This window comes from Streptomyces sp. Alt3, from assembly GCF_030719215.1.
GTDB classification, from domain to species: domain Bacteria; phylum Actinomycetota; class Actinomycetes; order Streptomycetales; family Streptomycetaceae; genus Streptomyces; species Streptomyces glycanivorans.
Genome location: NZ_CP120983.1, coordinates 2262860 through 2285857 on the forward strand (window position 1 = coordinate 2262860; position 22998 = coordinate 2285857).

The window sequence follows — 22998 nt, forward strand, 5'->3', positions numbered from 1 at the left end:
GTCGTGCGAGGCGCCGACCGTGGGCGCCCGCTTCCGCGTTGAGACGTGCCCGAATACCGGTGGCTCGAACTGGGCGGAACAACAACTGCTTGTAGGCGGCTTCCCGGCCAACGAAATCCGGGCCTGATCCAGCGGCGCCCACCGGGTCGCGGGGACCGGGCGGACAGGCGGGCCACCAGGCCGGCGTCCGGGCGGTGACGGGGCCCACGGACGGCGGAACGTGGGCGCTTCCGCCCGGAATTGGTGAATCCTGAACTGGCAAGAGCTACTTTCGGGCCAACTGTGCACCGAGGACGATCAACCGCAAACACGGTGTGATCAACCACTTTCGTGCGGCTCACGAGGGTTGGAGGCGTAGCCGGACGCCTCCGCAGCGTGGCGGGGAGGATACCGGCCCGTAGGCCAACCCGGCTGGAAAGGGCTGTACCCGTTCCTGCGCTGCCTTGCTAACTTCCGGGGCCCAGAGGCATTGAAAAGTACATGCGAAAAGGTGGTTCATGACCTCCCAAGCTTCAGCGCCGAAGATCCCTCAGCTGTGGGTCCCGCTCCCTTCGGGGATCCACCCGAGTTGGCGTGAGATCGACGATGGTTCCGCCGCCTGGCTCGATCGATTCGGCCTCTACTCCGATCATGCGCAACGGGAACGGCTGACTCGCATCTCCGTGGGTGAGATCACCGGCCGAGGCGGCCCCAACGGGCGTCTGGCGGCTCTGCAGTGGACTGCGGACTTCCTGATGTGGCTGTTCGCGTTCGACGACGAGTACTGCGACGAGGGGCCGACTGCGGCCTCTCCGGACGCCACCCTGCTCATCATCACGAAACTCCAGCGAATCGTCGAAGTCCCCTGGGCCGCCCCGGCTGACGACAACTACAGCGCCGCATTACTCGAGTTGCGTCTGCGCCTCGACGATCTGACGACCCCCGTACAGACCGCGCGCTGGGCCGCCAGCTTCCGCGCATATCTCCAGGGCCAGATCTGGATGGCCGCGAACAGCACGTACGGGCGGATCCCCACCCTCTCCGACCACCTGGCGGTCCGGCTGGACTCGTCCGGCGTCAAGATCTTCTCGACGCTGAGCGAGATCATCCACGGCTACGACCTCCCTGCGGCCGACTACGACCGTCACGACGTCCGCGGGTTCGTCGAGGTCTTCGCCGCGATCATCGGCTGGTCGAACGACCTGGTGTCGTACCACAAGGAGCGTCAGCGGAGTCAGGACAGCTACGGGAACGTCGTCGATCTGATCGCGCACGAACGACAGTGCTCGGTCGAGGACGCCGTGAGCGAGACCGCCACGATGCACACCCGTGCCATGGCTCTCTATCTGCGCCTCCGCGACCAGATCCTCCGCGACGCCGGCCCGGAACTCCGGCGGTGGATCACGGACTGCGACTCCTGGATTCGCGCAGACTACGACTGGTCCCTCACCACCAATCGCTACGTCAATCCGGAGGACCCCGCCGACCTGCCCGACGGCAGCGCGGAATCCCCCTTCCGTGAACGGGAGGCGGACCAGCCACTTCCGATCGCCAGTGTCGCCTGGTGGTGGACGCTGCTGAAGGACTAGGTACATCGTCCGGGTCACTCGCGCCGGGCAAGGCAGTGGTCGATGATGTCCCTGTGACTCACCGCATCAGCGCTCTGATCTCGGCATTCGGTGTGCTCGTCGGCATGCTGTTGCTCGCACTCGCCGTTCGTGAGTACCTCGCCGGAGCATCGGCCCTCCGGGTCGGGGTCGGCGCTCTGATCTTCCTCGGCGCCTCGTACGCCCTGGCTCGTGATGTACGGCGGCTGCGTACCCGAGCGGTTTCCCGAAGGGCGCGAGTCGGGGGACCTCGGCCGTGAGGAGGTCTGACCGGCCTGCTCTTCACGTCTCCCGGACGCCGTCGGACGCAGAAGGACCTTCTCGGTGCGTGGGGTCCGGGGTGGAGGCGATGACACCCCTGCCACGCACCTGAGTCCCGGCAGTGAGCGCGAGCGGGCTGGTACCGAGCGATGGCGCGATCTCGGGAGCCAATTCGAAGGCGCGCCACTTCCAGTCGTCCTCGGGCTCGTCGTTCCGTGTGCTCGCGTCCCAGGCCGGCGGCAGTCCCAGCAGCTCCCGCTGGGCTCTTTCCAGGGCAAGCGGGTGTCCGAGGGTGAGGAGAGAGTCCTCGGGCATCCCCGTCTCGCAATACCGCCGCACGACGTAACCGTGATCGGCGACGAGCCACGCCGGACCATCATCTTGCGCACCGCAGTAGTACGCCTGCGCCATGCTGTAGCGGGCACTCAAGTCGGTGCACAGGCGCATGACTTCGTCGCACCGTTCGCCGTCGGACGGATCGCACCAGGGACCGATCACGAGCGTCCACCCGTCGGCCTCCGGACTCACGTACACCCGGGACCCGGGACCCGGAAGGCGACGTGTTCAGCCTCCTCGGCCGGGGCTGAGACGAACTCCGTCCGCTCTCCCGTGCCGGCCGCGGCCTGACGCGTCCGCACTGCGATGACGGCGCCCCGGAAACCGGCACACACAACAGGTCAGGGTGGGCACCTCCCGTGCGTGCCCACCCTGACCTGTTGTGTGTCTACTGCTGAGGCCTACTCGAAGTTGGCGCGCGCCCGCTTGTCACCGGCGTGGTAGGCCGTACCCGCGTCGCGCACCTTGCGGGAGATCTCCGCGAGAGCGGTGTGAATGCCCGTGGCGTCGCGGTCCCAGCCGGCCTGCGCGGCGTCGTACGCCGACTTGGCCTCGCCCACCCAGAGCTCGGAGACGCTGGCGACCATCCGCTTGATCGCCGCGAGGTCTTCCTGAAGCTGCCTGCCCTGCCGGTCGATGTCACCTGCGGCCTGCTCCAGGCTTGCATAAGTGACAACCATCGTGCCGTCGTTGGTCGGCATACGGTCCTCCAGTTCAAATCGGTTCGATGTGGCGACCCGTACGAGGTACGGGTGAAGCAAGTGTCAGAGGGAGTTGATCGCCGAGGTCTTGGCCTCGGAACCGGCCGAGTGACCGGGAACGACGTCCACGCCCTGGAGCGCCTGCCGGATCTCGTCCTCGGTGTTGCCCGAGATCGTCCGAGCCGCCTTGATGGCTTCCTGGAAGTTGGCCAGGCGGGTGGCGATGTTGCCCATCTTGATGTTGATATCGGCCTGCTTGGCGTTGAACGCGCTGGCGCCGATACCCTTCCAGGCACCTTCCAGGCTGTCGATCGTCCCCTGCAGCGTCTTCAGCTGACCCCTGACGGAGTCGAATCGTGTGGTGAGCTCGCCCTCGAGCTTGAGCAGCATTTCATCTGAAAGCTTCTGATCTGCCATGGTGCTGGCTTCCTTCCTGGTGCTCTTGTTCGATCCGGCGCTTCACGCCGGACAGTACGTCTGGGGAACTACTGTCAGGCGGAACGGCGCTTACGAACCAGGGCGAAGGCGCCGCCGCCGATTACGAGCACCACTGCCACGCCGCCGAGAATCAGCCCCAGTTGGCTGCTGTCACTGTTCTCCGTGCTGGAGCCTGCCATGGCGGCATCCTCAGCCTTGTCCTTCTTCTCAGGCTGTGACGAGGCTGATGCAGAGGGGGCTGCCGACCCTGCGGAGCCGGACGTCTTCTCCTTGGTGAGGGGACTGATGTCCGCCTCCCCTGGATCGCCCTTCCCCTTGAGGATGTTCATGGAAGGGCGGATCAGGCCATGGCCGAGGTACTTGCTGAGCGTGTCGTCTTTCCAGTCCCGGCTGGCAGTGTCGAAAAGCACGTTGAGGACTTGGTTCGCCGTCCAGTCCGGGTGCGCGGACCAGACGAGAGCGGCAGAGGCGGAGGCGATAGCCGTCGCTGCACTCGTTCCGCCGTCGCCGTCGCAGTATTCCTGGAAGGTCTCATCACACCAGTAAGGGATGTCATTACCGGGAGCAGCGATGTCGACGGTGCTCCCGTTCTGGGAGTACTCGGCTACCTTTCCATCTCGGTCGGCCGAAGAGACACCCACAACCTCGGGATATGCAGCGGGATAGCTCTCGGGGTTCCCCTTCTTCGCCTCGTTTCCCACAGCAGAAAAGAAGATCTTCCCCTTGCTCTGAGCGTACTTGACAGCCTCGGCTTCTCGCTCCATAGGAAAGTCGCTACCAAACGACATGCTAATAATTCTGACGTCGCTGTCTGCAGCCGCACGAATGGAATCTGCAGTGTCGTAGGCATTCACTGAATTCTTATTCTGAAAGTCAGTATCGGCCACTCGCATGGGGACGATTTTTGCGCCTGGCGCCAGGCCCTTCAGCCCTCCACCCCGACCTGTCCCAGCGATCAGCTCCGCCATGGTCGTGCCGTGCCCGCTGTAATCGTCAGTTTCATCACCGTCAGCGTTCGTCGCGTCAAGCCCTTTCAGGACCTGTCCCTCAAGAGACGGTGTCGACGAGTTGACCCCGGTATCGATGACAGCGATCTTGATGCCTTCGCCCGTGGTTGTCTTCCACATTTCTTCGGCCTGCATGGCGCCGAGGTACCACTGCTTCGATTGCACGTCCGCAGCAAAGGCAGCGGGAGCACCTGACGCGAGCCCCACACACCAGGCAGCAACCACAGCCATCGTGCCGAGCAGGCGCCCTCTCAATCGGAGAGTTGCACGACGCTTCCGGGTCTGGCTCATTCCTGCAGTCATCCTGACTTCCGAACCTTCCCTGTACCTACTCGATCACCGGCGGTGCGACTCCACGTCGGCCGGCCTCCCACGTCTCTCTGTCTTCCACCAGGTAGTCGGGGCGCTGCGTTCCCTCGTCCTCGTCCTCGTCCCTGGAGTCCTTGCGACCCGCGGGGCCGCGCACAAGGCCCGCGCCGCCCGCGGTGAAGCCCTTTCCGCCAGTGACGCCCCCCGTGCCGCGGGGTGTGCCGACGACACCCTTCGTGCTGGGGGTGCCTCGTCCGCCGGGCTTGGACGCAGCGTTCGCCGAGTTGGAGCCAACGACGCCCCGCTGGCCGAATGCGCCCGCCGGACCGCCTGTTCGTGACGCATTCCCGGACCCGATCACCGTGCCACGCGGAACGCCACGAGCGCCCCCAGGCTGACCTGCACCCGCGCGCTGCGGGGTGCCGCCCACGATGCCGCTCGCGCGGCCTGCACGCGGACCGGATGAACCGGACGTCGGCTGGCCTGCGGCCATGGGCCTGCCACCGGTGATGCCGGAGCGGCAGGCGGTGGGAGACTGCGCCCCAGTGCCTCCACGTCCGGCAGCCCCCGAAGCCGATCCCCCACTCATGGGCGAAGGGCGTCCCACCGGTGATCCGGCGCGGCCGTTCGCAGCGGCGCTACCCCCTGTGGGACCGCTCGTACGGCTCCCGCCGCTCATGGTCTGACCAGCGCCTCTGGGTACACCCGCTGCCCCCTGGAATCCTTTTGAACCCGCTGACACAGGGTTCACAAATCCTGGTGCGATGGGGGGAGTCGTGCCTCCACTCGCAGGACTCACGGTCGGCGTCGGCGAGTACGTGGAGGGAGTAGTCACCGGAGCTGGTGGTGTGGCAACACTGTTGATCTCGGTAGATGTACTCCTGTCCGGGACAGGAGCCACCGCCTCGGGCGCAACGAAGCCGCTGTTGTCTGCTGCTGACCCCCGGCTGCCGACCACCGCGTGACCCGTTACGCGCCCGGTGTCCACGCCACCGGAGGACTCGGATCCTGATGAAGAAGAGCCCGACTGGTCGTCGACGCCCCTCCGGCCGGAGGGCCTAGGCACAGCAACATCAAGCTTCTTCTCGAACCGCGGGGGCTCCTGCGCTGCCAGCGACTCCCCCGAGACCGCGTAGTACGAGGCCAACCGGTTCGCCTGGTTGATCGCTTCCTGGCGGTCCTTCTCTACCTTCACTGCCGCCGCGTACTCCGCATTGCCCTCGACCCGCTTCGGCGCGTCGATGTCCTCGAGCGGCGTGCGGATCAGGCGGGTGTCACGGGGAGGGAGGGAATTGCGGACCGACGCGAGGCCCGTGCCGGCAACCGTGATCTGCGTACCGGCCGCATCGGCGAAGTTGCTCAGCTTCTCCGCATGGGCGACCAAACCGCTGCCCCAGTCACGGAAGGCGACTCCGGACTCGCCCTCCCAGTCAACCCCCTTGATGAAGTCGCCCAGCTCGTCCCCCGCCTTCTTGATCGCATCCCTTGCCTTCCAGAGCGCCTCACCCGCGCTCTCGAGGTCCTCCGGCTTGGAGTTCTCGATCAGGTCGATCATCACGTTGAGCTCATGGTCATCGAACGAGGTACGCCCCGAGGAACCGGAACCGAAACCGAACGCGTCCATCACGTTCTGGACCTGGCGCGTGACATCCGTGACGACCAGTTGTCCCGCGACTCGTTGCTGGTCCTGCTCCTGCTGTTCCGCAGGGGTCAGTGCGGGTTCCGCTTCGGAGCCCGACCCAGGCTTCTTCGGTTCACTCATTCGGCTGCCCACCCCGCGTCACTCTTCTTGTCGGCATTCTGCTCAGGCTCCGCAGGCTTCTCGCCCTGTGCCCTGTCGCGCTCCGTGGCCAGGTCCGCCTGGATCTCGTGGAACCGCCGCCGTGTGTCGTCGTCCACGTTGTCGAAGCCGACGGCCGCCGCGTGCACGCCGAGGCTCAGGTACTCGATCTGGTCGCCCAGGGACTTCGAGAGGGTGACGAGGGATTCGTGTACACGGTTGTACTGGGTGTAAAGCCCATCCGCTTCCGCGAAGCATGCGTTCTGGCCGCTGAAGGAGGAACGCGACACCGTCTGTGCCGCGACCTTCGACTTCCCGGCCGGTGAACCTTCGAGATCCGCCAGCAACGCGTTCACCTTGCGCTGGAAGTCCTCCAGGGCCCCTACGCCCTTACGGAGATCCCCTTTTCCTTTGGCCACGTCGCTGCCTCTCCCCCGTTTTCCCCGTTTGCACAGTCCGTCTCGCGTTGCTAACGCACTCGCGTGAACAGCACTGGGCCCATCACATCACTCTAGCCAACGGCACTGACATGACCAACTGTCTTATCCGTCACGTAACTTCCCCGCGCCCGTAGCGACCGGGTGTCACGTACCGCTCGTCCGGCCCTGTCTACGCTGTCTGTCGCGCACCGCCACCGCCGCCCCGGCGATGGCGGCGACCAGGACTCCCCCGCCCACCACGACGTAGGTCGCGAGCCGGGCGTTGCGTTCGTCGGCGGTCTCACCCAGGTGGAACGCGGCGGGAACCGGCGCCTCGCCCTTGCTCACACCTTCGTGCGCCACCGGTTTCTCGATGGGCTTGTCGTCCTCGGTGAGGGCGCGCACCGGGTCGACGACGCCCCATCCGACCAGGCGGTCGTGCCCCGCGATCGAGCGTTCAGCCGTCTGCTCGATCTGGGCGACGATCTGCTCCTGCGTCCAGTCCTTGTGCTTGGCCTTGATGAGGGCCGCGACTCCCGCGACGTACGGGGCCGAGAAGCTGGTTCCGTTGTCGGCGCAGTGTCCCCCGCCGGGCACCGTGGAGACCATGTCCACGCCCGGGGCCGCGACGCCCACGAACTCGCCGGACTGGGAGAAGGCCGCACGTTCGTTGTTGCGGTCCGACGCGGCCACGGCCAGGACGCCGTCGTACGAGGCCGGGTAGGTCTCCTTGACGTTTCCGCCCAGGCCGTCGTTGCCGGCCGAGGCGACGATCACGATCTCCTCGGCGAGGGCCGCGTTCACGGCCTCCTCCAGCAGAGGCGTGGGCTTCACGGCGTTGGCCGTGTCCTGGGAGATGTTGATGACGTCGGCGTCCTTCAGGACGGCGTGCCGGATGGCGGTGGCCAGCGTCTTGGCGGTCCCGTGACCCTCGGCGTCGTTCTGCTGGATCGGGATGATCGTGGCGTCGGGAGCCAGGCCGGTGAAGCCGGTGCCCTCCGCCTCGCGTGCGGCGATGATGCCTGCGACCTTGGTGCCGTGGCCGACCTGGTCGGTGGTGCCGTTCTCCTTGCCGCGCTCGATCTTGTTGCCGTTGTCGTCCTTGAGGTTCCTGTCCAGGAGGTTGATGCCGCTCCCGGTGTCCACGGCCTTCGTCAGCTGGGAGTTCTTGACGTCGACCCCGGTGTCGATGACCGCCACGCGCACGCCCTTGCCGGTGGACTGCTCCCAGAGTTCGTCCATCAGTACGCGTTGCAGTGCCCAGGGGCGGCCGGCGTACTTCTTCGACGGGAAGGTGCACTGGGTGGAGTCGTCGGCGGCCGCCGGGAGGACCGGAAGGGTGACGAGGAGGACGGCGGTGGCGGCAGCGGCCGTCAGCAGGCGTCGGCGAGGGGACGGGTGCGTGTGCGTGGTCACGTGGCCGCTCCTCACGAACCCTGCGGCTGGCGGGCCGCACCCGTCGACAGGCGCGGGCCTGTAGGCAGGAAGGCGGACCAGGCCGCGGGTACGGGCGCGGGGTCGACGTCCTTGTAGCCGAGTTGACTCTGCGCCTGCTGCGCTTCCTGCCGCCTCCGCTCCCGCTCCTCCTTCGTGCCGGACTCACCGATGCCGGAGTCGTCCTGGACGCTGTCGCCGTTGGACTGCATGGCATAGCGGAGGCCGGTGTCGGTCACCAGGAAGAGCGGGCCGGAGTCCGGGCTGGAACCCTTGAACTGCCGGAAGAGCTGACCGGATCCGGGGGTGACGTAGGCGCTGCTCGAACCGGTGGGCAGTGTGGCGGGGAAGCCCGTGCCCGCCCAGGTGCTGAGCGTGCTGGCTCCGCCCTTGTCCGCGACACCGCGCAGGACGTTGCACACGGTGTTACGGCCTTCGCCCGACGCTTCCGCGGAGTTGACGGGCTCCGGCTCGGCCGCGGGCCAGTCGAATTCCTGCCCGAAGGCCTTGCCGGGCTGGAACGCGGCGGCACTGACGTCCTTCGCCTTGCCGTCCTGGTCGAGGCCCACCAGCGCGCGGCTGCTCAGCAGGAGCTTGGCAACGAAGTCGGAGACCGGGGCGACCCTGCCCGGCAGGACCACGTACTGCTGGGTCCTGGTGCCTGAGGTCGCCGCGAGGACCATGCCCACCTTGTTGTCCTCGGGCTGCAGCGCCCCCTCGACGCCCGCGTCGACACCGGGATCTCCCTCGATGGCCGGGAAGGTGACCTCGTCCCCCATGTGAAGGGTGGCGAGCCAGTCCGCGGACACACGCTGGGCGTCGCGGCCCCCGTCGACCAGGGTGCGCAGCAGGAGTTCGTCGTTCTTCACCGGGTACGCCTTGCCGGCGGCGTCGACGATGTAGCGGGTCCTGTCCGGTCCCGGGCCCTCGACGTACATCACCTCGCCGTCCCGCAGCTTGCCCTTGCCCTCGGTCTTCTTCTGCTCGCGCTCCGCGAAGACGAACGCCGCCTTCTGGATGGCCCTGCCGCCCTGGCCGGGCCGCTCGCAGACCGCCCAGCGCTTCGTGGAGCCGGCTTCGCTCTTGTCGGGCAGGCGGTCCGGGGCGTAGGGGATGCCGAGGGTCGCCCCGTGCGGAATCTTCCCGTTGTCCAGGACCGATTCGTCGACGTTGATGACCGTGCCCTTGTCCGGGGCGAGGAGAAGCTTGGCGCTGGACATGTTGAGCACGGGGTGGAGCTGGGTCTTGCCGTCCGTCGTCAACACCACGTACCTGGTGGTGGATTTGCTCGCGATGATGACGTTCTCGTAAGGGGTGTCCCATTTCTGGGGCGCCACGGGCTTGAACATCCCCCAGGCGCCGAACACGGCGAGGACGACCACACCGACGATCGCCCCGGGCACGACCGCGCGAAGAGGGCGGGGCGCGCCCTCCTCCGAGCCTGACGGGTGGGGCTGCAGGAACTGTGCGACCAACCTCCGCTTCGCGAAGGTGTAGGCATTGAGTTCGTCCCGCCGTGATGCCATGTGCGCGCTGCCCCTTCTCCCCGGTGGGCGACCAGGTTCGCACACCCTCCGCGAGCCGCTTCCCCCGACCGCGACCCCTACTATGCCTGTTGGCACTTGGCTCTTACCGCTCAGGTAGGGTGATCGCCCGATCAACGCCCGTGCAAAAAACGGTGAATACGGACACGAGGGGGCAACGCGGCGATGGGTGCAGCGACGGGGGAGCGCACGAGGCGGTCCGCCCACCGAACGCCCGGCCCTTCCCGGCGGCAACGCAGCAACGGCCCGGAAGGCGCGCCCGCCCAGCGGTCGGCCGAGGCCCCCGCGGCGACCACTCTCCATTCGATCTCCAGGACCGGCCGGGTCGGGCCCGCCTTGCGGCAGTTGGTACTGGTCGAGGCGGCCCTGGCGGTCGCCGTGGTGGGCGCCGCGCTCGGTGGAGCGTGGATGATCCCCGCCGGTGTGATCGCGTGTCTGCTGATCCTGCTCGCGTTGGTACGCCGTCGGGGCCGGGCCGTGCAGGACTGGCTGTCGACCGTGTCCTCCCTCCGTCATCGCAGGCGGACCGCCGAGGCACCCTCCTCGGAGACGGAGCCCCAGCTGGCTCCGGTGACGGAGAACGTGCCGGGATTCGCTCCCTACATCTATGTGGACGGCGCCCGCCGCACGGTGGGCATGGTCGGGGACGGCACGTTCCTGACCGCGGTCGTACGGGTCGAGGCGAGCGGTGAGTCGCTGCGCCAGGCCATGGGCGCCCGGTCCCTGCCTCTGTCGCTCCTGGGCGACGCGCTCGCGGTGGACGACATCGTGCTGGAGTCCGCGCAGCTCGTGCAGCAGGTACGCCCAGCTCCGGCGCCCCATCTGCCGGAACGGTCGGTGGCCCGGCTCTCCTACGGTCCTCTCCAGGACCGGACCGGGGCGCCCGCACTGCGGATGACCTGGGTGGCGGTGAAGCTGAACCCCGAGCTGTGCCGGGAGGCCGTGGAGGCGCGCGGCGGCGGCATGGGCGGAGCGCAGCGCTGTCTGGTCCGGGTCGCGGACCACGTGGCGAGCCGCATCACGGGTGCCGGATTCCGGGCCGCGGTGCTGGACCAGGACGAGCTGAACTCCGCGGTGGCGACGTCCGCGTGCGCCAACCCCATCCTTTCGGCTCGCGCCGGACGCCCGGACGCCGCGCCGCAGAGGCGGACGTCGGAGACGACGCGGGTGTGGCGCTGCGACGACCGCTGGCACACGACCTACGCGGTGGACCGCTGGCCCGAACTCGGCCGTGGTGCCACACCGCTTCCCCGGCTCGTCGCGCTGCTGACCTCGGTCCCCGCCTACGCGACGACGTTCAGCCTGACGGTGCGCCGCGGTGCGCACCAGGGGCATGTGTCGGTGCGCGGCCATGTGCGGATCACCGGCGGCTCGGACACCGAACTGGTCGGAGTGCGCAGGACCTTGGAGCAGGCCGCACGGCATGCCGAGGTAGGCCTCGTACGCCTGGACCGCGAACAGCTGCCGGGCGCCCTGGCCACGCTCCCGCTCGGAGGCGCGCAGTGAAGAAGCACATCGCTCCGAGGCGCGGACTGCTCGGCCCCCGCCATGCCGGCCACACCCTGGCCACCGGTCACCTGGGCGCACTGTCGCTTCCGGTGGGCGACGACGGCGTGATCATCGGCGACGATGCCGAGGGGCGCCCCCAGATGATCGGCTTCCACCGTCCGGCCCCGTACGACGTCCTGCTGATCGGGGGCCTGTGGACCGCGCAGGTACTGGCCCTGCGCGCGGCCGGTACCGGTGCGCGGGTCGCGGTCGAGACGGGCCGCACCCAGGCGTGGACCACACTGGCGCAGGCGGCGGGCGCCGGCCTCGAGTGCATCTCGCTCCATGACGTGGGCCGGGTCCCGCCGACCGGGGCGACCGTCGGCAGCCCGGTGGTGGTGGTACGCGACTGCGGCATGCGTCCTCCCCGCGGCCGGGTGGTGTCCTCGCCGTGGCAGTCGGTGCTGACACTGCTGCCCTATCTGAGCCCGGTGGCGCCCCGGTTGATGCGGTCGGCGACGCTCGTGGGCATTCAGCGGGTCTCGCCCGCCGAGGCGGAGCAGATCGGCCGGATCCTGGGTCTGGCACGGGCCGAGAGCGAGGCCCTGCCCACCCTGGCGGACGGTGTCACGCTCTGGGTGGCGGGCCGCGACCGCCACTGGGTGATGACGAGCGCGACGGATGTGGAGACCGGACTGCTCGGCACCGCCCGCAGGATGGACTGAATCCTCGTTTGCTCCCCGGACCCGCCGCATTTCAGGATCATGGCGAGGGAACGGATCGGTTCGACCGAAGGGACGTGCGTATGGGCACCCAGCAGGAAAAGGACGAGCTCTACGCTCTCGACATCTCGGATGTGGAGTGGCTGAGCGCACCCGGGACCGAGGACGTGGAGGAGCGGGTCGAGATCGCGCACCTCCCTGGCGGCGCGGTCGCCATGCGTTCGTCGCTGGACCCGGAGACGGTGCTGCGGTACACGGAGGCCGAGTGGCGTGCCTTCGTACTGGGAGCGCGGGACGGCGAGTTCGACCTCAGGTAGGCGACGCGCGGTGAAGGAGGGCGGCAGTCCCGGACTGCCGCCCTCCCCCATGTCCGGCGACGTGTCCACCGGGTGTCCTGCCACACCCCGGAGAGTGACAAACGGGCGCATTCCTCATGTTCCGTCGCAGCCGCTCGGCTCGGGGACCGAACGTGACCTACGGGACAGTTGCCGCTGAGCGATACGGCCTGCCGTAGTGCACCCCATGGCGATTAGGGTGGGTGGGGCGCGGCAGAGGAACCTCAGGGCAGGCACTGCGCGTCGCAAGGGGGAGAGCCGGGCGGACCGGACAACGGGAACGGTCGCCCCCACCCACCACGGCACAAGGGTGCTCGACCACACCAGGAGGCAAAGTGAACGGCGATCGGGACGAGATCAGCGGGGGATGGAACACGCCCGTCGACGAGTCGTCCGACGCGGATCCCGCCGAGATGACGGGTGAGTTCACCATCGACTACACCCCGCCCGCCTGGTACACGCAGAACGCGCCGGGCGACTCGTCGGGAGGGGCGGGGTCGCACCTGGCACCGCCCCCGCCGCCGCAGGGGCCTCCGCTGTCCGTACCGGGCCCGGCCTCCGGCGGGTTCGAGCCCTCCTGGCGGACGTCTCCGGCAGCACCGTCCGACGCGGCGTCGGCTGCATCGGCCGAACCTCCCTCGCCCTCCTTCGAGCCCGCTCCCCCGGTGCCGGCACCGCCCGTGGCAGGCCCCCCGGAACCGGACTCCGGGAGCAGCGCGTCCGGTCCGTTCGGGGGCGGCGATGTGGAGAGCGGCGCCACCATGCGGTTCTCACCCGCCGCGCTGAAGCGGGAGATCGCCGAGCGCGAGGCCGTCAGGACCGACGCCTCGGCCTCCGACGCCGAGGACGCCGCGGCCTCCGGCACCGCAGAGTCGGCGGAGTCCACACCCGCAGCCACTCTGTCCGAGACCGCGAGCGCGGGTGCGGACCCGGCCGGCACGACGGGTGACAAGGTCTCCGGGGACGATCACCGGATCGCCGCCCCGGAGGCGGACGCGGCGCGGGAACCCGAATCGGCGGCCGACGACGAGCCGGTGGAGCCAGGAACTCCGGGGACTCCGGAGACGGGTGACGCACGGGCCGATGAGCCCGCCAGTTCCGAGACCGACTCGCCCCCTCAGGGCTCGGAGCCCCAGGACTCGGCCACTCAGGACTCGGCCGCTCAAGAGGCGACCGCTCAGGACTCGACGCCTCAGGACACACCCCCTCAGGAGACGCCCTCCCAGGACGCGGCGCTGCCGGCCGGCACACCGCCGCCCTTCGACGCCTCACAGGGCGCTGACGCGGCGGCCCCTTGGGCGCCGGCGCCGCCCGCCCAGGGTGCCCTTCCGCCGCTGCCGCCCGCCTTCCAGCCGGCGGCGCCGCAGCCGAGCGCTCCGCAGGCCGCGCCGCAGTGGCCCGCCCAGCAGCCCGCTCCGGCCGCCGGGGCACAGGGCGGCTACGGCTTCCCGCAGCCTCCCGCTCCCCCGGCACCCGCACCCGCACCCGCACCCGCACCCGCACAGCAGCCGTACCCCAACTCCGCTGCCCCACAAGGCGGTTACGGATTCCCGCAGCAGGGTGGATACGGGTTCCCCCAAGCACCCCAGCAGCAAGCACCACAGCAACAGACAGCCCCGCAACAGCAGACCCCGCAGCAGGCACCGCACCTGCCCGTCCAGGGCGCGCCCCAACCGCCGCCGCCCGCACCGCCCCAGGGCGGCTACGGGTTCCCGGCTCCGCAGCCCGGCCGGCCACCGCACCTGCCCGCGCAGGGGGCCCCGCTCCCTCCGCAGGCACCTCAGCAGCCGGCCCAGGGCACGCCGAACGTGCCTGCACAGCAGCAGCCCGAGGCCTACCGCCCCCAGCAGCCCGGTCCCCAGGCCCCGCCCGTCGACCCGCGCACCGGGGCCGCCTGGCCGACGCCGGTCACCCATGACCAGCGTGAGCGCTCCGTGCCGGGTGCCCCGCTGGGGTACACCGCCGCCGTGGAGCTGTCCTCGGACCGGCTGGTCCGGGGGAAGCAGAAGGCCAAGAGCAGCCGTACACCGTCCGCCGCCTCGCGGTTCAAGCTGGGCGGGAAGAAGGAAGAGCTCGAGCGGCAGCGCAAGCTGGACCTGATCCGCACCCCGGTGCTGTCCTGCTACCGGATCGCGGTCATCAGCCTCAAGGGCGGGGTCGGCAAGACCACGACGACCACCGCGCTGGGCTCGACCCTGGCGACGGAGCGGCAGGACAAGATCCTCGCCATCGACGCCAACCCGGACGCCGGCACGCTCGGCCGGCGTGTGCGCCGCGAGACGGGGGCGACCATCCGGGACCTGGTCCAGGCGATCCCGTACCTCAACTCGTACATGGACATCCGGCGCTTCACCTCGCAGGCGCCCTCCGGCCTGGAGATCCTTGCCAACGACGTGGACCCGGCGGTCTCCACGACCTTCAACGACGAGGACTACCGCCGCGCGATCGACGTCCTGGGCAAGCAGTACCCGATCATCCTCACCGACTCGGGCACCGGCCTGCTCTACAGCGCGATGCGCGGTGTACTGGACCTCGCCGACCAGCTAATCATCATCTCGACGCCGTCCGTCGACGGCGCGTCCAGCGCGTCCACCACGCTGGACTGGCTGTCGGCGCACGGATACGCCGAACTGGTGCAGCGTTCCCTGACGGTCATCTCCGGTGTCCGCGAGACCGGCAAGATGATCAAGGTCGACGACATCGTGCAGCACTTCGAGACCCGCTGCCGCGGTGTGGTGGTCGTGCCGTTCGACGAGCATCTGGCCGCCGGCGCGGAGGTCGACCTCGACATGATGCGCCCGAAGACGCGCGAGGCCTACTTCCACCTCTCCGCCCTCGTCGCGGAGGACTTCCAGCGTGCGCAGCAGCAGCAGGGTCTGTGGACGTCGGACGGCAGCACCCCGCCGCCGCAGTTCGCGCCGCCGATGCCGGGACAGCAGACACCTGGTCAGCAGGTCCCCGGCCAGCAGCAGTACGCGCCGCAGCCGCAACCCGGTCAGCCGTACCCGGGGCAGCAGTACCCCGGACAGCCGTACCCCGCGCAGCCGCAGCAGCCGTACCCGCCCCAGCAGCCCTACGGCGGGCAGCAGCCTTACGGCGGTCAGCAGCCGCCGCACCAGCAGGCTGCCGCACCGCAACAGCCGTATCCGCCGCACCCCGGCCAGGGTGCGCAGAACAACGGCTGGCAGCAGGCGCCGCCCGCCCCGGCCCACCCTGGTGGGAACCCCGCCGGGCCGCCTCAGCCGCCCGCGCAACCCGATGGCCAGGCACATCAGTCCGGCCGGCCCGAAACACAAGGCCCCGTTCCGCCTGCGGGCTGGCAGCAGTACCCTCCGCAGCCGCCGCCGGCGCCTCAGCAGTAAGGCAGTAGAGGTCTAAACCAATGAGGGCTCGCACCGTTCACACGGTGCGAGCCCTCATCGCATTCCCGCAGACCACACGCGGTTTGGCGGACCGTTGACGCGACTCGACCGCCGCTGATAAACCTTCGCTTCACCAGCTGGCGAACCAGAGATCTGCCCGCCTTCACCGTGCGAGTCATGACGCGAGGTCCACGTCCATGGTCAGAAGATTCCCTCCACGTTCCTCCCGCCCACGCGGCCGTCTGCGCGTTCTTCTCGCCTCCGGAGCCGCCGCCCTGGCGCTGGCCGCCGGATCGGTCGTCCCCGGGCACCCGTTCGGCCCCGCCCCGCAGGAGGCGCAGGCCGCCGACGGGAAGTCGACCCTCACGGTCGCGGTCGCCCAGAGCGTCGACTCCCTGAGCCCGTTCCTCGCGCAGCGCCTGCTCTCCACGAGCATCCACCGCCTGATGTACGACTACCTCACCAACTACGACGCCAAGGACAACCACACGATCCCCGGGCTCGCCACGAAGTGGGAGACCTCGGCGGACAAGCTGACGTGGACGTACACCATCCGGTCGGACTCGAAGTGGTCCGACGGCAAGAAGGCCACCGCCGAGGACGCGGCGTGGACCTTCAACACGATGATGACCGACGAGGGTGCGGCCACCTCGAACGGCAGCTTCGTCAGCAACTTCAAGAAGGTGACCGCCACCGGCCCGGACAAGCTGGTCATAGAGCTGAAGCAGCCTCAGGCCACGATGACGGCGCTGGACGTTCCCATCGTGCCCAAGCACGTCTGGGAGGAGGTCGGCGACTTCTCGAAGTTCAACAACGACACGAAGTTCCCCATCGTCGGCAACGGGCCTTTCATCCTGACGGACTACAAGGTCGACAGCTATGTGAAGCTGAAAGCCAACAAGGACTTCTGGCGGGGCGCTCCCAAGTTCGACGAGCTGGTCTTCCGCTACTACAAGGACCAGGACGCTGCCGTCGCCGCCCTCCGAAAGGGTGAAGTTTCCTTCGTCGCGGGAAGCCCGAGTCTGACCCCCGCGCAGGCCGCGTCGCTGAAGACCACCGCGGACATCAAGGTCAACGACGCCCCCGGCCGCCGCTTCTACGCGCTGGCGACCAACCCCGGCGCGCAGACCAAGGACGGCAAGAAGTTCGGCGACGGGCACGCGGCGCTCCAGGACCAGAATGTCCGTCAGGCGCTGTTCATGTCGGTGGACCGCACGACGATCATCGACAAGGTCTTCCAGGGTTACGCCATGGAGGGTGAGGGCTACATCCCGCCGCGCTACGGCTCGTACTTCTGGAAGCCGTCGGCCGAGCAGAAGCTCGCCTACGACCCGGCGAAGGCCGCCGCCCTCCTCGACGAGGCCGGCTACAGTAAGAACAGCGCGGGCAAGCGGACCGGGAAGGACGGCAAGCCGCTCGACTTCCGCATCCTGTGCCACGCCACCGACCCGAACGACAAGGCCATCGGCAAGTACCTCCAGGAGTGGTGGGGCGAGCTGGGCATCGGTCTGAAGGTCGACTGTCTCGACAACGTCTCCGACCCCTGGTACGCCGGTGAGTACGACCTCGCCTTCGACGGCTGGTCCGTCAACCCGGACCCGGACTTCGTCATGTCGATCCACACCTGCGCCGCGCTGCCGGCCAAGGCGAAGGAGACCGCGGCGACCGACAACTTCATCTGCGACAAGCAGTACGACGAGCTCTACGCGAAGCAGCTGGCGGAGTACGACCCCGCCAAACGGGCCGACCTCGTGAAGCAGATGGAGTCGCGGCTGTACGACCTGGGGTACATGAATGTCATGGCGTACCCGAATGCCGTCGAGGCCTACCGCACCGATCAGATCAAGTCCATCACGACCATGCCCGCGGCCGCGGGCAACATCTACGGTCAGGACGGTTACTGGAGCTGGTGGTCGGCGGTCCCGGCAGCCGGTGCGTCGGGCGACTCGTCCGACGGCGGCGGCAGCTCCACCGGAGTCCTCATCGGGGTCGGTGTCGCCGTAGTCGTCCTCGCCGGTGGCGGACTGCTGTTCGCCATGCGTCGTCGTTCCACCGCGGAAGACCGTGAATAGTCCATGAGCACAGAAAGCACTCCCGCGCTCCTGAAGGGCGCGGCGGGCGTTGACGCTGTGCAGACCGACGGCCCGGCTCCGGCCGGGCCGTCGGCCCGCAGTCCACGCGCCCGCAGCACGACCGCTTATCTCCGCTACACGGCGGGCAAGCTGGCCGGTGCGGCCGTCTCGCTGTTCGCCGTGCTCGTCACCAGCTTCTTCCTGTTCCGTCTGATCCCCGGTGACCCGGTCAAGCAGATGACCGGCGGCCGGCAGGTCTCGACCGAACAGATCGCCGCGATGCGAAAGGAGTTCGGCCTGGACCTGCCGCTCTGGCAGCAGTTCACCGACTACTGCGGCAAGGCCCTGACCGGGGACTTCGGTACGTCGTACCAGTTCCGCGCGCCGGTCATGGACAAGATCACCGAGGCGCTACCCGCGACGCTGCTGCTGACCGGCACGGCGTTCGTGATCTACACGGCGATCGGCATCTGGCTGGGTGCCAGGTCCGCCTGGCGCAACGGCTCGGCCGGCGACCGCTTCCACACGGCCTTCGCCCTCACGCTGTACTCGGTGCCCTCGTTCTGGCTCGGCCTGCTCCTGATCGTCACCCTGTCGGTCGGCATCGGGCCCGTCCCCGGCATGTTCCCGACGGGCGGCATGGAGTCCGGGAGCGAGAGCGGTTTCGCCTACGTCCTGGACGTGGCCCATCACCTCGTGCTTCCGGTCGTCACCCTCGTCGCCGTCGAGTACGCGCGCACCCTGCTGGTGATGCGTTCCTCCCTGCTCGACGAGATGGGCAGCGACTACCTGACGACGGCACGGGCGAAGGGCCTCCGGGACGACCTGGTGCGCCGCCGGCACGCCGTCCCGAACGCGATGCTTCCGACGGTGACCCTGCTCTTCGTCAACCTGGGCAACACGGTCGCGGGCGCCATCCTGGTCGAGACGGTGTTCTCCTGGCCGGGCCTGGGCGGACTGTTCTACCAGGCGCTGAGCGTTCCCGACCTGCCACTGGTGCAGGCGCTGTTCTTCATCTTCGCCGCCGCGGTGATCCTGATGAACACGCTCGCCGATGTGATCTATCCGCTCCTCGATCCCCGGGTGGGCCGATGACGACCACGACCGACGCCGCACGGATCGCCGGCCCGCGCGCGCTGGCCTGGGCCCGCCGCCGCCAGGCCGCGGCCCGCTTCTGGCAGCAGTACCGCGGACACCGCGCGGGCCTGGCCGGCCTCGCCGTGCTCGCGGTGATCGCCCTGACGGCACTGGCCGCGCCGCTGCTGGTCGGCGCGGACTCGCAGAGCGTCACCGCCGCTCCGGGCGGACCCCTGGAGTCACCGAGCGCCGATTTCCCGCTGGGCACCGACCAGTTCGGCCGCAGCCTGCTCGCCCTGCTGGTGTGGGGGACCAGGGTCTCGCTGACGGTCGGTCTGCTGGCCGCGTTCCTCTCGGTGGCCATCGGGACCCTGGTGGGTATCACCGCGGGCCACTTCAAGGGCTGGTACGGCAACGTCGTCATGCGGATCACCGACTGGTTCCTGGTGATGCCGACGCTGGTGCTCGCCATCGCGCTGGCCACCGTGCTCTCGCGTTCGCTCTGGACGACGATCCTCGCCATCGGGGTGACGACCTGGCCGACGACCGCGCGGCTCGTGCGGGCGCAGACGCTGTCCGTGGAGTCCCGTCCGTACATCGAGCGCTCCAAGGCGCTCGGCGGCGGGCACGGCCACATCATGTCCCGTCATGTCCTGCCCAATGTGATGCCGCTGGTGCTCGCACAGACCACGCTGGTGATCTCCACCGCCATCCTCACCGAGGCGACTCTCGCCTTCCTCGGGCTGGGCGATCCGACGATCGTCTCCTGGGGCGGGCTGCTCCAGGACGCCCGTGAGGCCGGGGCGGTCAGCTCCGGCAACTGGTGGTACCTCGCTCCGCCCGGACTCGCCATCGCGGTCGTCGCCCTCGCGTTCACGCTGTGCGGCCGCACCGTCGAGTCCGTGCTCAACCCCAAGCTGGGGGTGTCCCGTTGACCGCCGTGAAAACCGAGAGCGTCCCGAAGCCGGAGACCGGGCAGCCGTTGCTCGACGTCCGAAACCTGCACGTCACCTACGGCTCCGGGGCGTCGGCCGTCCCCGCCGTCCGGGGTGTCGACCTACGGGTGGAGGCGGGCCGGAAGCTCGGCATCGCCGGGGAGTCCGGCTGCGGGAAGTCGACGCTGGCGCTCGCCCTGCTGCGTCTCCTGCCCGCGTCCGCGACCCTGAGCGGCGAGATCCTGCTGGACGGTGAGGACGTCCTCACCATGAAGTGGGGACGGCTGCGCGCCGTGCGCTGGGCGGGGGCTTCGATCGTGTTCCAGGGCGCGATGCACTCGCTGAACGCGGTGCACCGCATCGGGGACCAGATCGCGGAACCGATCCTCCTGCACAGCAAGGCGACCCCGGCCGAAGCCCGTCGGCGCGCCGGTGAGCTGCTGGAGCAGGTGGGGCTGCCGGCCGCGCGCGCGGACGCCTATCCGCACGAGCTGTCCGGCGGCCAGCGCCAGCGCGTGATGATCGCGATGGCGCTGGCCTGCGATCCTCGGCTGATCATCGCCGACGAGCCCACGACCGCACTCGACGTGATGATCCAGGCGCAGATCCTGCGGCTCATCGAACAGCTCGTCAGCGACCAGGACCTCGGTCTGATCATGATCAGCCACGACCTGGCGGTGCTGTCCGACACCTGCGACCGACTGGCGGTGATGTACGCCGGCCGGGTCGTCGAGGAGGGCCCGGCCAAGCAGGTCTACGAAAACGCCAGGCACCCCTACGGCAGTGCCCTGTCGGCCGCCTTCCCCCGCATCGGGGACCTCGCGTCCCGGCACGCGCCACGAGGACTGCCCGGTGACCCGCCGGACCCCTCCGCGCTGCCCTCGGGCTGTACGTTCCATCCGCGCTGCACGGCTGCGCTGGACTCCTGCGCCACCGAGGACCAGGAACTGCGTCCGGCCGGTCCGTCCCGGCGTGCCGCCTGTGTGCTGGTGGAGCCGGAGGTCACGGCCGCGCCCGGTCCGCTCGACGGCACCGAGGAAGCAAGGAGCACCTCATGACCACCACTCCCCCGGCCCCCCTGCTCAGCGCCCAGTCGCTGGAGGTCGCCTTCCCGGGCCGTCGCGGGGCGGCGACCGCGCGTGCGGTCGACGGGGTCGACCTCGACATCCGTCCCGGCGAGATCGTCGCCCTGGTCGGCGAGTCGGGCTGCGGGAAGACGACGCTGGCCCGGTCGCTGCTCGGCCTGGTGCCTCCCACCGCCGGCCGGGTCACCTTCGGCGGCGAGCCCCTGAACTACACGGGCCGCGCACTGAAGGCGTACCGCAAGCGGGTGCAGCTGGTCCTCCAGGATCCCAGTGGCTCCCTCAACCCCCGCCACACGGTGTACGACGCCGTGGCGGAGGGCCTGCGCATCCACGGCTACACCGGTGACGAGGGGGCGGCGGTGTCCGGGGCGCTGGCGCGCGCGGGGCTGCGGCCTCCGGAGCGCTTCCTCCTGCGGTATCCGCACGAGCTGTCCGGCGGACAGCGTCAGCGCGTCGTGATCGCGGGCGCGCTGGTCCTGGAGCCGGAGCTCATCGTCGCGGACGAGCCCGTGGCGTCGCTGGACGCATCCGTCCGCGGCGAGATCCTGGCCCTGCTGCTGAGGCTGCGTGACGAACTGGGGCTGTCGGCCCTGGTGGTGACGCACGATCTGGGTCTGGCGTGGAACATCGCGGACCGGGTCGCGGTGATGTACCTCGGCCGGATCGTGGAGACGGGTGACGTGGAGCAGATCCTGACGGCTCCCCGGCACCCGTACACCCGGGCCCTTCTGTCCGTGCTGCCCGAGGCGGACGGCGAGCCGGTGATCCTGACGGGTGAGCCGCCGGATCCCTCGAAGGTCCCGTCCGGCTGCCGCTTCCACGCCCGCTGCCAGGTGCTCGCCTCGGGTGAGGCGGAGCGGGCGGGCGTTGCGGACGCGTGCCGCACGAAGGATCTGCCGGTACTGGAGGGGGGCGGCCGTACCCAGGTCGCCTGCCACTGGGTGGCGGCGGGGACGGCCGGGGTGGCCGAGGCGGTCTAGAGCGGGGCGTGATGGATGGCCCCGGACAGTTCGGCCAGGGGCCGGCCCGTGCCGCCCCAGCGGTGCTGGATGATCTCGGCGGCGATGGAGACAGCAGTCTCCTCCGGCGTCCGGGCTCCGAGGTCGAGGCCGACGGGTGAGGCGAGGCGGGCCAGTCCCGCCTCGTCCACCCCGGCCTCCCGCAGCCGGGCGAGCCGGTCGGCGTGGGTGCGGCGGCTGCCCATCACCCCGATGTACGTGGCGGGGGTCCGCAGCGCCGCGGCGAGCAGGGGCACGTCGAACTTCGGGTCGTGGGTCAGGACGCAGACGACCGTGCGCGCGTCCACCGGGGTCGATTCCAGGTAGGTGTGCGGCCAGGCGCAGACGACCTCGTCGGCCGTGGGGAAACGTTCCCGGGTGGCGAAGGCCGGGCGGGCGTCGCACACCGTCACGCGGTAGCCGAGGAAGGAGCCGATCCTCGCGGTGGCCGCGGCGTGGTCGATGGCTCCGAAGACGAGCATGCGGGGGGCGGGGGCGTACGTCTGGACGAAGACGGTGACGTCCTGCATCCGGCGTTCCCCGTGTGCGCCGTACCGGATGCCGCCGGTGGCTCCCTGGGCGAGCAGTCCGCGCGCGTCGTCGGTGACGGCGGCGTCGAGCCCCTCGTCGCCGAGCGAGCCGTCGGTCCGGCCGTTCCGGACCAGCAGGCGGGCACCCAGCCGCGCGGCTCCGGACACCACGGTGGCGAGAGCGACGGGCTCCCCGGCGGCGACGGTGTCGACGAGTTCCCGCAGTGCGTCCCGGTCCGCCGGCGCGACGTAGGGCCGCACCAGGACGTCGATCGTGCCACCGCAGGTCAGCCCGGCGCCGAATGCCTCGTCGTCGCTGATGCCGTAGGTCCGCAGCTCCGCGAGGCCCGTGGTGAGCGTCTCGGTGGCGACCTCGTACACATCGCTCTCCACGCACCCCCCGGAGACACTGCCGGCCACCGCACCGGTGGCGGCCACCGCCATCGTGGCGCCCGGGGCGCGGGGCGCGCTGCCCCGGACCGCGACGACGGTGGCGAGGGCGAAGGGCGTACCGGCGGTCAGCCAGTCGCGCAGTTCAGGCAGCAGCTCACGCACGTGCGGACTCCTCCCGGGCTGACG

At 69.5% G+C, this 22998-nt stretch carries 19 protein-coding genes; 10 read left to right on the forward strand and 9 right to left on the reverse strand.

The window, feature by feature from the left end; genetic code table 11:
• The first annotated feature begins 497 nt into the window (after positions 1-497).
• Positions 498-1568, forward strand: coding sequence for a (+)-(1(10)E,4E,6S,7R)-germacradien-6-ol synthase (locus P8A20_RS09460; RefSeq protein ID WP_147959782.1), 1071 nt, complete (start codon positions 498-500; stop codon positions 1566-1568).
• Between the two features lie 300 nt (positions 1569-1868).
• Here P8A20_RS09460 and P8A20_RS09465 read toward each other — a convergent pair whose 3' ends face one another.
• From P8A20_RS09465 to eccB, 8 genes are all read right to left on the reverse strand, one after another.
• Positions 1869-2375 carry a hypothetical protein gene (locus P8A20_RS09465; protein WP_306103324.1) on the reverse strand — a complete coding sequence of 169 codons (507 nt, stop codon included), beginning with the start codon at positions 2373-2375 and terminating at the stop codon, positions 1869-1871.
• A 209-nt stretch (positions 2376-2584) separates the two neighbouring features.
• Positions 2585-2884 carry a WXG100 family type VII secretion target gene (locus P8A20_RS09470; RefSeq protein WP_147959779.1) on the reverse strand — a complete coding sequence of 100 codons (300 nt, stop codon included), beginning with the start codon at positions 2882-2884 and terminating at the stop codon, positions 2585-2587.
• A 63-nt stretch (positions 2885-2947) separates the two neighbouring features.
• Positions 2948-3301 carry a WXG100 family type VII secretion target gene (locus P8A20_RS09475; protein ID WP_147959778.1) on the reverse strand — a complete coding sequence of 118 codons (354 nt, stop codon included), beginning with the start codon at positions 3299-3301 and terminating at the stop codon, positions 2948-2950.
• A gap of 74 nt (positions 3302-3375) precedes the next feature.
• On the reverse strand, positions 3376-4632 hold the full coding sequence (locus P8A20_RS09480) for a S8 family serine peptidase (RefSeq protein WP_306103325.1): 1257 nt from the start codon (positions 4630-4632) through the stop codon (positions 3376-3378).
• 25 nt (positions 4633-4657) lie between these two features.
• The gene (locus tag P8A20_RS09485; protein ID WP_306103326.1) at positions 4658-6400 is read right to left on the reverse strand and encodes a hypothetical protein; all 1743 of its coding nucleotides are present in this window, start codon (positions 6398-6400) and stop codon (positions 4658-4660) included.
• Positions 6397-6837 (reverse strand): DUF2563 family protein, encoded by a 441-nt coding sequence (locus P8A20_RS09490; RefSeq protein ID WP_306103327.1) that lies wholly within the window; start codon positions 6835-6837, stop codon positions 6397-6399. The genes P8A20_RS09485 and P8A20_RS09490 overlap by 4 nt, the downstream gene beginning before the upstream one ends.
• Positions 6838-7002: 165 nt before the next feature.
• A complete protein-coding gene (gene mycP / locus P8A20_RS09495; RefSeq protein WP_147959774.1) occupies positions 7003-8253 on the reverse strand; it encodes a type VII secretion-associated serine protease mycosin in 1251 nt (416 codons plus the stop codon).
• Positions 8254-8264: 11 nt separating this feature from the next.
• On the reverse strand, positions 8265-9797 hold the full coding sequence (gene eccB, locus P8A20_RS09500) for a type VII secretion protein EccB (protein ID WP_147959773.1): 1533 nt from the start codon (positions 9795-9797) through the stop codon (positions 8265-8267).
• 183 nt (positions 9798-9980) lie between these two features.
• On the opposite strand from eccB, the gene eccE reads away from it, so the two are divergent.
• The 9 genes from eccE (at position 9981) to P8A20_RS09545 (ending at position 21871) form a co-directional block, all read left to right on the forward strand.
• Positions 9981-11321 carry a type VII secretion protein EccE gene (gene eccE / locus P8A20_RS09505; RefSeq protein WP_147959772.1) on the forward strand — a complete coding sequence of 447 codons (1341 nt, stop codon included), beginning with the start codon at positions 9981-9983 and terminating at the stop codon, positions 11319-11321.
• On the forward strand, positions 11318-12028 hold the full coding sequence (locus P8A20_RS09510) for a hypothetical protein (RefSeq protein ID WP_306103328.1): 711 nt from the start codon (positions 11318-11320) through the stop codon (positions 12026-12028). Before eccE ends, P8A20_RS09510 begins: the two co-directional genes overlap by 4 nt.
• 80 nt (positions 12029-12108) lie before the next feature.
• Positions 12109-12342 carry a DUF397 domain-containing protein gene (locus tag P8A20_RS09515; protein ID WP_147959770.1) on the forward strand — a complete coding sequence of 78 codons (234 nt, stop codon included), beginning with the start codon at positions 12109-12111 and terminating at the stop codon, positions 12340-12342.
• Positions 12343-12695: 353 nt separating this feature from the next.
• Positions 12696-15722, forward strand: coding sequence for an SCO5717 family growth-regulating ATPase (locus P8A20_RS09520; RefSeq protein ID WP_306103329.1), 3027 nt, complete (start codon positions 12696-12698; stop codon positions 15720-15722).
• A 197-nt stretch (positions 15723-15919) separates the two neighbouring features.
• Entirely contained in the window at positions 15920-17794 is a 1875-nt protein-coding gene (locus P8A20_RS09525; RefSeq protein ID WP_306103330.1) for an ABC transporter substrate-binding protein, read from the forward strand.
• A 3-nt stretch (positions 17795-17797) separates the two neighbouring features.
• Entirely contained in the window at positions 17798-18889 is a 1092-nt protein-coding gene (locus P8A20_RS09530; RefSeq protein WP_147959768.1) for an ABC transporter permease, read from the forward strand.
• Entirely contained in the window at positions 18886-19806 is a 921-nt protein-coding gene (locus tag P8A20_RS09535) for an ABC transporter permease (protein WP_147959767.1), read from the forward strand. Before P8A20_RS09530 ends, P8A20_RS09535 begins: the two co-directional genes overlap by 4 nt.
• A complete protein-coding gene (locus P8A20_RS09540) occupies positions 19803-20864 on the forward strand; it encodes an ABC transporter ATP-binding protein (protein WP_147959766.1) in 1062 nt (353 codons plus the stop codon). Before P8A20_RS09535 ends, P8A20_RS09540 begins: the two co-directional genes overlap by 4 nt.
• Positions 20861-21871, forward strand: coding sequence for an oligopeptide/dipeptide ABC transporter ATP-binding protein (locus tag P8A20_RS09545; protein ID WP_147959765.1), 1011 nt, complete (start codon positions 20861-20863; stop codon positions 21869-21871). The genes P8A20_RS09540 and P8A20_RS09545 overlap by 4 nt, the downstream gene beginning before the upstream one ends.
• On the opposite strand, the gene P8A20_RS09550 is transcribed toward P8A20_RS09545, so the two are convergent.
• A complete protein-coding gene (locus P8A20_RS09550) occupies positions 21868-22974 on the reverse strand; it encodes an XdhC family protein (RefSeq protein ID WP_306103331.1) in 1107 nt (368 codons plus the stop codon). The genes P8A20_RS09545 and P8A20_RS09550 overlap by 4 nt on opposite strands.
• Positions 22975-22998 lie beyond the last annotated feature (24 nt).

Coding starts and splice junctions, on each gene's coding strand:
- P8A20_RS09460 (WP_147959782.1), top strand. CDS start 498: ATGACCTCCCAAGCTTCAGCGCCGAAGATCCCTCAGCTGTGGGTCCCG.
- P8A20_RS09470 (WP_147959779.1), bottom strand. CDS start 2,884: ATGCCGACCAACGACGGCACGATGGTTGTCACTTATGCAAGCCTGGAG.
- P8A20_RS09475 (WP_147959778.1), bottom strand. CDS start 3,301: ATGGCAGATCAGAAGCTTTCAGATGAAATGCTGCTCAAGCTCGAGGGC.
- P8A20_RS09480 (WP_306103325.1), bottom strand. CDS start 4,632: ATGACTGCAGGAATGAGCCAGACCCGGAAGCGTCGTGCAACTCTCCGA.
- P8A20_RS09485 (WP_306103326.1), bottom strand. CDS start 6,400: ATGAGTGAACCGAAGAAGCCTGGGTCGGGCTCCGAAGCGGAACCCGCA.
- eccB (WP_147959773.1), bottom strand. CDS start 9,797: ATGGCATCACGGCGGGACGAACTCAATGCCTACACCTTCGCGAAGCGG.
- eccE (WP_147959772.1), top strand. CDS start 9,981: ATGGGTGCAGCGACGGGGGAGCGCACGAGGCGGTCCGCCCACCGAACG.
- P8A20_RS09515 (WP_147959770.1), top strand. CDS start 12,109: ATGGGCACCCAGCAGGAAAAGGACGAGCTCTACGCTCTCGACATCTCG.
- P8A20_RS09525 (WP_306103330.1), top strand. CDS start 15,920: ATGGTCAGAAGATTCCCTCCACGTTCCTCCCGCCCACGCGGCCGTCTG.
- P8A20_RS09530 (WP_147959768.1), top strand. CDS start 17,798: ATGAGCACAGAAAGCACTCCCGCGCTCCTGAAGGGCGCGGCGGGCGTT.
- P8A20_RS09535 (WP_147959767.1), top strand. CDS start 18,886: ATGACGACCACGACCGACGCCGCACGGATCGCCGGCCCGCGCGCGCTG.
- P8A20_RS09545 (WP_147959765.1), top strand. CDS start 20,861: ATGACCACCACTCCCCCGGCCCCCCTGCTCAGCGCCCAGTCGCTGGAG.